8 protein-coding genes are annotated in these 8181 nt (G+C 52.6%); 3 read left to right on the top strand and 5 right to left on the bottom strand.

Annotation, left to right across the window (positions count from 1 at the left end; all coding sequences use genetic code 11):
- Positions 1-408, bottom strand: a 408-nt coding sequence (locus VF399_13235) for a hypothetical protein (GenBank protein HEX7321307.1), incomplete at its 3' end; no start/stop codon positions are given.
- Positions 392-760, bottom strand: coding sequence for an MGMT family protein (locus tag VF399_13230; protein HEX7321306.1), 369 nt, complete (start codon positions 758-760; stop codon positions 392-394). The genes VF399_13235 and VF399_13230, both read right to left, overlap by 17 nt.
- A gap of 281 nt (positions 761-1041) precedes the next feature.
- Here VF399_13230 and gyrA point away from each other — a divergent pair, with 281 nt between their 5' ends.
- The 3 genes from gyrA to VF399_13215 all read left to right on the top strand — a co-directional run bounded on the left by gyrA (position 1042) and on the right by VF399_13215 (position 4289).
- On the top strand, positions 1042-3570 hold the full coding sequence (gyrA, locus tag VF399_13225) for a DNA gyrase subunit A (protein ID HEX7321305.1): 2529 nt from the start codon (positions 1042-1044) through the stop codon (positions 3568-3570).
- A gap of 12 nt (positions 3571-3582) precedes the next feature.
- Positions 3583-4029, top strand: coding sequence for a cytidine/deoxycytidylate deaminase family protein (locus VF399_13220; GenBank protein HEX7321304.1), 447 nt, complete (start codon positions 3583-3585; stop codon positions 4027-4029).
- A gap of 62 nt (positions 4030-4091) precedes the next feature.
- The gene (locus VF399_13215; protein HEX7321303.1) at positions 4092-4289 is read left to right on the top strand and encodes a hypothetical protein; all 198 of its coding nucleotides are present in this window, start codon (positions 4092-4094) and stop codon (positions 4287-4289) included.
- Positions 4290-4387: 98 nt separating this feature from the next.
- Here VF399_13215 and purM read toward each other — a convergent pair whose 3' ends face one another.
- From purM to VF399_13200, 3 genes are read right to left on the bottom strand one after another with little or no spacing between them, the layout of a single operon-like run.
- Entirely contained in the window at positions 4388-5365 is a 978-nt protein-coding gene (purM, locus tag VF399_13210; protein ID HEX7321302.1) for a phosphoribosylformylglycinamidine cyclo-ligase, read from the bottom strand.
- 3 nt (positions 5366-5368) lie between these two features.
- Positions 5369-6391: a DUF4388 domain-containing protein gene (locus VF399_13205; GenBank protein HEX7321301.1), complete on the bottom strand. Its 1023-nt coding sequence runs from the start codon at positions 6389-6391 to the stop codon at positions 5369-5371.
- Positions 6381-8102, bottom strand: coding sequence for a hypothetical protein (locus VF399_13200; GenBank protein HEX7321300.1), 1722 nt, complete (start codon positions 8100-8102; stop codon positions 6381-6383). Before VF399_13200 ends, VF399_13205 begins: the two co-directional genes overlap by 11 nt.
- Positions 8103-8181 lie beyond the last annotated feature (79 nt).

Here is an 8181-nt window from a genome sequence, read left to right as displayed (position 1 = left end):
GTCATCGAAAAGGACCAGCATCGGCCCTGAATTGATATAGGAAAAGACAAAAAGTACCGCGATCAATATCGACATTACCAGTCCGATCCAGGAAAAGATCTCCAGAGTAAGCCGTGCCCATGAACGCAATCTGATAAACGCTATACTTGTGTAGATCGTGAACCCTCCCAGTATTATCGAACATACCGCCATCAGCGGCGCGTAGCGCATTACATCCAGCGCGGGCGCAAGGTCGAGCATCGGCTGGTCGTAACCAGCGGCGATGTCGGTCAGGATCTTTTTCATCAATGGTACGGTGAATAAACTCGCGCTACTTGAGATAATGCCGATCAGTCCCAGGCCGATAAAACCGTACGCGACCAGCGATACGGACATGGGCGTTCTGGTTGTATCAGTGGTCTGGGTCATGGCTCATCAGGTCTATTTTAACCGGTTGAAAGGGCGCTTGCCAGAGAAACCGTTTAAGGTCAATTTTGTTCTCTTTATCGAATTTAACGCCTTCCTCCAGCAGGAGCATCTTTTGTTCTTCGTATCCGGCAGAGGGTTTCAAAGATATCATTCCTTGGCTGTTTATGACCCGGTGCCAGGGCAGGTTTTCCTTGCGCGACGATGAAGCCAGTATCCACGATACCTGCCTTGCAGCCCGGGGGTTGCCGGCGAGATGCGCGATCTGCCCGTAGGTCGCGACTTTGCCGAAAGGGATGCTTTTAATGATCCGGATGACCCGCTGCGTGAAACTGCCGGTTTTTTTTGCCGCCATAGATTGTTTATTATATTTATGATAAGCAATGTTTCAAGATATAAGCACCGATAAAAATTTAAAATTATAATGACTTGTTTAATGTAGGGCAAGCCTTTAGGCTTGCGTTAGTAATGTTTTTCGTTCGAAATATCGGGAGTTTTGGTATAGTAATTATTCCACCCCCACCTTTATCCTCCCCCATCAATGGGGAGGATATTTATGGTAAAATAAAATGAACAGTAAGTTGGATATGATAAAACACTCGGTTGACTTTGGCATTTTTTTGGATATAATTACCCATGGCTCGAAGACGCCGAACCCGAACTCCGGCTGAAACCCCCGACCAGGACAAAGACAATAACATCAATAATAACAATGCCGCTGACGGCGATCAGTCGCGCTTGAGCCGCGACGGCCGGATCATCACGGTCTATATCGAAGATGAAATAAGAACATCATACCTGGATTACGCGATGAGCGTGATCGTGGGCCGGGCCCTGCCCGATGTCAGGGACGGGCTCAAACCAGTGCAGCGCCGGATCCTCTTCGCGATGAACGAGGCGGGGCTGGCGTCGAACCGGGCTCACCGGAAATCGGCAACCGTCATCGGCGACGTGCTGGGCAAGTACCATCCTCACGGCGACATCGCGATCTATGACGCGCTGGTAAGGATGGCGCAGAGTTTTTCCATGCGTTACCTCCTGGTGGATGGCCAGGGAAATTTCGGTTCAGTGGACGGCGACGCGCCGGCCGCTTACCGTTATACCGAAACGCGTTTGACATCGCTGGCCGAGGAACTCCTTGACGCGCTGGGCAAGGATACAGTGAATTTCGTACCAAATTTCGACAACCGGCTCAAAGAACCGACCGTCCTGCCCGCCAGCTTCCCCAACCTTCTGTGCAACGGGGCCACGGGTATTGCCGTGGGCATGGCGACCAATATTCCGCCCCATAACTTAAGCGAACTGATCAACGCCTTGGAGGCGATGATCGACGATCCTGAGATCGATGACAAAAAACTCATGAAGCATGTCCCCGGTCCTGATTTCCCGACCGGCGGCCTGATCGCGGGCATTAAAGGCATCCAGGATGCCTATCTGACCGGTAGGGGCAGGATCGTGCTGCGCGGGAAGGTCAAGATCGAAGAACTAAAGCAGGGCAGGCAGGCGATAATCATCGGCGAGATCCCGTACCAGGTCAACAAGTCGACCCTGCTGGAAAGAATGGCAAGCTTGGTCAAGGAAAAAAAGATCGAGGATATCTCCGACCTGCGCGATGAGTCGGACAAGGATGGCATCAGGGTTGTGATCGAGCTCAAGCGTGATGCCAACCCGGATATTGTGATCAACAATCTTTATAAACACACGAATTTGCAGACCACGTACAGCATACAGCTTCTGACCCTGGTCAACGGCGTCCCCCAGACACTGTCGCTGAAGCAGATATTGAAATACTTCTTGGATTTCCGGTTTGAAGTGATCACGCGCCGCACGAAATATGAGCTGAGTGAGGCCGAGAAAAAGGCGCATATCCTCGAGGGTTTGAAGATCGCGATCGAGAATATCGACGAGGTCGTGAGTATCATCAAGAAATCGGCCGATGTCAAGGTCGCCAGGGAAAGGTTGATGAAGCGGTTCAAGCTTTCCGAGATCCAGGCGCAGGCGATCCTGGACATGCGGCTATCGCGCCTGACAAGCTTAGAGAAGGAAGCGTTGGAAACCGAGTACCTGGGTTTGATCAAAGAGATCGCGCGGTTAAAATCGATCCTGGCATCGCGCAAGGGCGTTTTCCAGGTGATCAGGAAAGAGCTCGAAGAACTCAGGTCCAAGTACCAGGATTCGCGCCGCACTACGATCGTCGATGCCGAGCCAGAAGAACTGACCTACGAAGACCTGATCGCCGAAGAGGACATGGTCGTGACGATCACCCAGCGGGGTTATATCAAGCGGCAGTCGATCACGATCTACCGGAACCAGACGCGGGGCGGTCAGGGCCGCAAGATCGTCGAGGTGGGCGAGGAGGATTTCGCCAACCAGCTGTTCATTTCGAAAACGACCGAGACCCTGTTGTTCTTTACGGACGCCGGTAAAGTGCATGCGTGCAAGGTCTACGAAATACCCGAGGCCGGTCCGTTCTCCAAGGGCCGGTCGATCGCCAACCTGCTGGAAATGGCCGAAGGCGAGAAAGTCACGGCTTGCCTGGCGATCAAGGATTTCACTTCCAAATTTTTCGTTTTCATGGCGACTCGGCTGGGCAAGGTCAAGAAGACGAACCTTGAGGAGTTCGAGAACATTCGTAAGAAAGGGATCATCGCGATCAGACTTATGCCCAGTGACAAACTGATCGCAGCGCGGTTAACTACGGGCAAGGATTCGGTGCTCCTGACCACCAAGGAAGGTCTGACCCTGCGCTTCCACGAAAAGCACGCGCGGTCCATGGGCAGGGCGGCCGCCGGGGTCAAGGGTATCCGCTTGAACAAGGGCAACGAGGTCGTGGGTTTCAATATCGCCTGTACCGAAGAGGATCTCCTGATCGTGGGCGAAAAGGGATTGGGCAAGCGCGTGAAATTCGAGCTCATCAATGAGAAGGGCCGGGCTGGAAAAGGCATGAAGTCCATGACCATCGACGCCAAGACCGGCAATATCGCAGGCGTGGCCAATGTCAACGACGACGATGACCTGATCGCCATGAGCAAGGCGGGCAAGGTCATCCGGACACCGGTGAACCAGATCCGGCAAATGGGCCGGCCCGCCAAGGGCGTGAAGATCATCACCCTGGAAAAAGGTGATGAGGTAGCCTGCATCGCGCGTATCAAGGCGCAGGTTTAACTCCATAGCCATATGCCCAGAAAATCCTGGGATGAATATTTCATGTCGATCGCGGAGCTGGTGGCGAACCGTTCCACCTGTACTAGAAGGAACGTCGGTTGCGTCGTGGTCAAGGACCGGCGGATCCTGGCGACCGGCTACAACGGCGCGCCCCGGGACGTCAAGCACTGTGCCGAGATCGGCTGCATACGAGGCCGCATGGGCGTTGCCTCGGGCGAACGGCACGAGCTGTGCCGCGGCGTGCACGCCGAGCAGAACGCGATCATCCAGGCCGCGACGTGCGGCGTTGACCTGAGGGGCAGCGTGGTCTATACGACCCACCAGCCGTGCTTTATCTGCACCAAGATGCTGATCAATGCCCAGGTATCAAAGATAATTTTCCAGAAACCCTATCCGGACAAACTGGCGATCGGCATGCTCAGGGAATCCGGCGTAAAGCTCATTAAATACAAAAAATAATCCATAAATTAAAAAACAATAGCTGGCAGTTGACAGGCATATGTCTTTATGTATAATCGGGCATGGCGCGGATCGATAAAGTTCTCTGTCCCTTCTGCATGTTCGTGTCCAAGTACATCGACCTGATCCTGTCTGATGACGGCATGTACATCTGCCCGAGCTGCAACGCTACCCTCACCTATGAAGAGCTGATGCAGTTATACAGTTTCGGACAGTTCAATAACCACAAGAAAAAAGAAAACCACACGCCGTACGTGTAAAAAATACAGTAATTGGTAATTGGTAACTAGTAATTAGAAGAAAGACAGCAAGAAATCAGAAAATAGAAATTTGAAATTTGTTATTTGGAATTCAGCGTCTATTCCACGCTCACGCTGCCGTCGCCCTTGATGATCTCGCCGATGACGACGGGCTTGAGCGGCTTGAAACGCTTGATATCGGCCGGTTTCGTTATTACCACCATGCCGATACCCATGTTGAAGATACGGTACATTTCTTCATCCGGCACCTTGCCCATCTTCTGAATCAGCTTGAAGACCGGGTATGGTTGCCATGTTTTTTTCCGCACCACGGCGCTCGTGCCGGCCGGCAGGATCCGTTTGATATTATCGTAGAAACCGCCGCCGGTGATATGGGCAAGGCCGCAGCAGTATGACAGCCGCGGCTCGAGCTCCCTGCGGTAAGAGCGGTGGATCTTCAATAGTTCCTCGCCCACGGTGCATTTCAATTCCGGCATGAAGGACGAGAACGTGTATTTCTGGAGCAGAACCTTGCGCGCCAGCGAATAGCCGTTCGTGTGCAGCCCGGTCGAGGCCAAGCCCAGCATAATATCGCCGGCCGCGATCCGCTTGGGATCGATACAGTTATTTTTCGTGACATCGCCGCAAATGAACCCCACGAGGTCGTAGATCCCTTTCGGGTAGAAACGCGTCAGCTGGGCGGTTTCGCCGCCGATCAGGACGATCTTTTCTTTGCGGCAGGCCTGGGCAATGCCCTTGACGACCTTGACCAGGACGCTTTTTTCGATCTGGGAAAAGCCGATGTAATCCATGAAGAACATCGGCAGCGCGCCCGTGGTCAGGATGTCGTTGACGCAGTGGTGTACGATGTCCTGGCCCACCGTGTCGTGGACGCCCATGCCGCAGGCGACCAATATTTTCGTACCGACGCTGTCCGTGCTGCCGACCAGATAACCCTGGTTAAAAGGATACATACCGCCGAACAGGCCGTAGATCGTTTTCTTGCCGGGCAGGAATGTTTTCGCGACCTCCCGGCCGATGTCTTTTTTAACGAGGTTGAGGATGTCGATATCCACGCCGGCATTTTTGTAAAGCATTATCTATTCTCCGGGTCTCATCAGACCGCTGTAAAAAACATTCTTGATCTCCGTGTTCGAAGGCATGCGGTCATACCGGTAAAAGAAGATCTCCTTGAGGTCATAATTCGCGTCTGCGTTCTCGCCGCTGGTCATCTGGTCCTCGGTGTTGAGAAAAGTGAAACTGAACGCTGACTTGCGGGCCAGGCTGTTGCCAAGGATGATCTCGAGCAGCGCGACAAAAATGATCAGCGCGATGATCACCGGCGTTTTCAGGAATTTGAGCGAGAAATTAAATTTGATTTTGCGTTTGACCCGCGTCTGCTCGGTCCGGGGCTTGGCATATGCGAGTTCGACCTGACCGCTGGTCAATAGATGGTACAGGCATGAATACGTGTGGAATTTCCCCAGCCCGGATATTTCAATGACATCGTCCACGCAGCGGGTCCCGTCCAGCATGTTCGCGACCCGTTCCTCGTCCTCGGACAGCCTGAGCTTCAACTCGGGGTGTTCGATTTTCTTAAAGACCAGGTCGCTGGAAAAAATTGCTTTCTGGATCTTGGGCCACTCATCGAACCGGCGCGCCGCTTCCAGGACCAGGCTTTCAATATTGAGCCTGATCTTCAGCATGCTCTTGGGATAAATGACCGAACCCTGTTCGAACTTGAAAGCGCCTTCCTGCCACGTGAACACTTCGTCCAGCACCTCCTGGATCTTGAACCTGATGATGCGCTCGACTTCATCCACGGTCAGGTATTTATCCTCGATGATGATGTTCATGATGGGCCGTTTTGTCTCCTGATGGATCTCCTGGACCATGTCAAAGAGGTTCTTCTTGATGATCCCGGATCTGACCAGGTAATCCTCAAGCCGGTCGACCCGGTCGCCTTTTTCATAGAACGCTCCGGTCACCATGCTTTCATAGATGCCGATGTCGACAAGCGCGTTCTTTTTTCTGATCTTTAATACGCCCGACAGCCGCTCCTGCGAAATAAGCTGCAATATGCTCGCGAAATTAAGGCTTTTGAGATCGCCTTCAATCGGCATGGCTTGTTCCTTTCAGAAATATGAACGATGCGATATAGGAAATTATCAAAAGGATGATGGTCGCAGCCGCGAACAGCGGCGCAAGCGTTAAACAGATCCAGTTGGACGGCTTGACGAACAGTCCGCCGAAGAAATGGGGGATGTAGGCAAGCGATACCAGGAAGAGAACGATCAGGCCAAGGAAGTCCTGTTTCTGGTAAACCAGTCCGGCGCCGGGGATAATGACATTGATGACGTACACCAGGATCCGTTTGAGCACGCGGTTCCGGCGGCTCATGGAGATCCTCAGGTCTTCTTCGATGTCCGAGCTTTTGGTCGATTTGATCTTGTTCACGCAGTCCTTGCAAGTTCCTTCTTCTTCGCCTTCCTCGACGCAGTCCCTGCAGACCGCCTTGCCGCAGATCGCGCAGAAGTACGGAGGCGAGAGTTTCAGGCGCAGGAACGAGACGATGAGGATGAAGACGAGGGGTATAAGGAAGATCGGGTTGATAAAACGCGGCATTTCAAAATTCTTGCCCAGTACCAGTTCATAGAACGTCCGGTTTCCCGGTGTGATGTCCACGGGATCCCTGGCGATGCTTGTAAAGCCGTTAAGGCGCGCCTTTTCCATGTATTCAGATGACGCCAGGTATTCGATATTTTTTAGTTTCAAAAGGCCCAGGTTGAAATACGGCTCGCCCCGGTTCTGGTTGAGCGCCAACACATACAGTTCTTCGGCCTTGGCGTCCTCATCGTATAAAAGGTACAGGTTCGCCAGGTTGTTGGTGACAGCGATGCCGCGGTTGCCTTTGTAATACAGTTCTTCATAGACCGAAAGCGCTTCGTCGATCTTGCCCTGCTGCTTGAGGGCGAGCGCCATGAGTTCTTTTTCGGTGTTGTTCTCGGCCTGTATGCGCTGCTCGCCGTCATAATTCACCAGGCGGTATAACTGGTACGATTTTGACGTACCTTGGAGAAAGGGGATGAAACGGTTCAGGGGATATGAGCCCACGGCCAAAAGCAGGATCAGAAAAACGCCGAAACGCAGCCAGTTTTTTTCCTTAGGGTGCAGGACCAGCATCAGCAACAGGCCGTAGATCACGTACATGATATACAGGTTACGGAACACAAGCAGGGGAATGAGCAGGATGAGGAACGACACCGCTCCTTTAAGAAAATAATGCCTGGGGATATCCAGCCGGTGGCTGAGCACGGGTACGTAATAGAGGAACTTTACCAGGACGTAGATGAGACTGCACAGGACAACGGCTGCGAAAACAAGGATGAAGCTGTTGGTTATAAGCAAGACCTGGTTGCGAAAATCGCTCAGGAACGGGGCCGTGAGCAGGCTGGACAAGACATTCCGGTACTGGCGGTTTTTCAGGTCGAGCGCGGTGCGCGACAGGAAATTCTCGATCGCCAGCGTGTCAAAATGGGTTGCCAGATCGAGCTTCTGCATGGCGCCGTCATAGGTCTTTGCCTCCAGTGCTTCCCACCGGAGGACTGCCGATAGATAGAAATTCCTTTCCATCGGCACTTTTTTGAGCAGGGAATCGGTCATCGGGTCGTCGGCGTTGGTGCGCCAGAACCACAGGACGACCGGATTTTCGGCAAACTCCGTGATATTGATATCCTTACGCGTCAGCGCGACATAGATCGAGTCTTTTTGGGGAGAATTGATGAAATCCTGATATTGAGTGGCAAAATTAGCGATCAAGAACACGACGAGCATGGGGAATTATAGGTCAAAAAATAGGACTGTCAAGTGGCAACCGCGGGCGGTGGACTTGACAAACAAATCTTCAACGGTA

Source organism: bacterium, assembly GCA_036382775.1.
Taxonomy (GTDB): domain Bacteria; phylum Hydrothermota; class Tepidihabitantia; order SM23-42; family JAOAFX01; genus DASVHD01.
Note: the sequence above shows the minus strand (reverse complement) of the source record. Positions and strands in the feature narration are given on the sequence as shown.

Coding starts and splice junctions, on each gene's coding strand:
- VF399_13230 (HEX7321306.1), bottom strand. CDS start 760: ATGGCGGCAAAAAAAACCGGCAGTTTCACGCAGCGGGTCATCCGGATC.
- gyrA (HEX7321305.1), top strand. CDS start 1,042: ATGGCTCGAAGACGCCGAACCCGAACTCCGGCTGAAACCCCCGACCAG.
- VF399_13220 (HEX7321304.1), top strand. CDS start 3,583: ATGCCCAGAAAATCCTGGGATGAATATTTCATGTCGATCGCGGAGCTG.
- VF399_13215 (HEX7321303.1), top strand. CDS start 4,092: ATGGCGCGGATCGATAAAGTTCTCTGTCCCTTCTGCATGTTCGTGTCC.
- purM (HEX7321302.1), bottom strand. CDS start 5,365: ATGCTTTACAAAAATGCCGGCGTGGATATCGACATCCTCAACCTCGTT.
- VF399_13205 (HEX7321301.1), bottom strand. CDS start 6,391: ATGCCGATTGAAGGCGATCTCAAAAGCCTTAATTTCGCGAGCATATTG.
- VF399_13200 (HEX7321300.1), bottom strand. CDS start 8,102: ATGCTCGTCGTGTTCTTGATCGCTAATTTTGCCACTCAATATCAGGAT.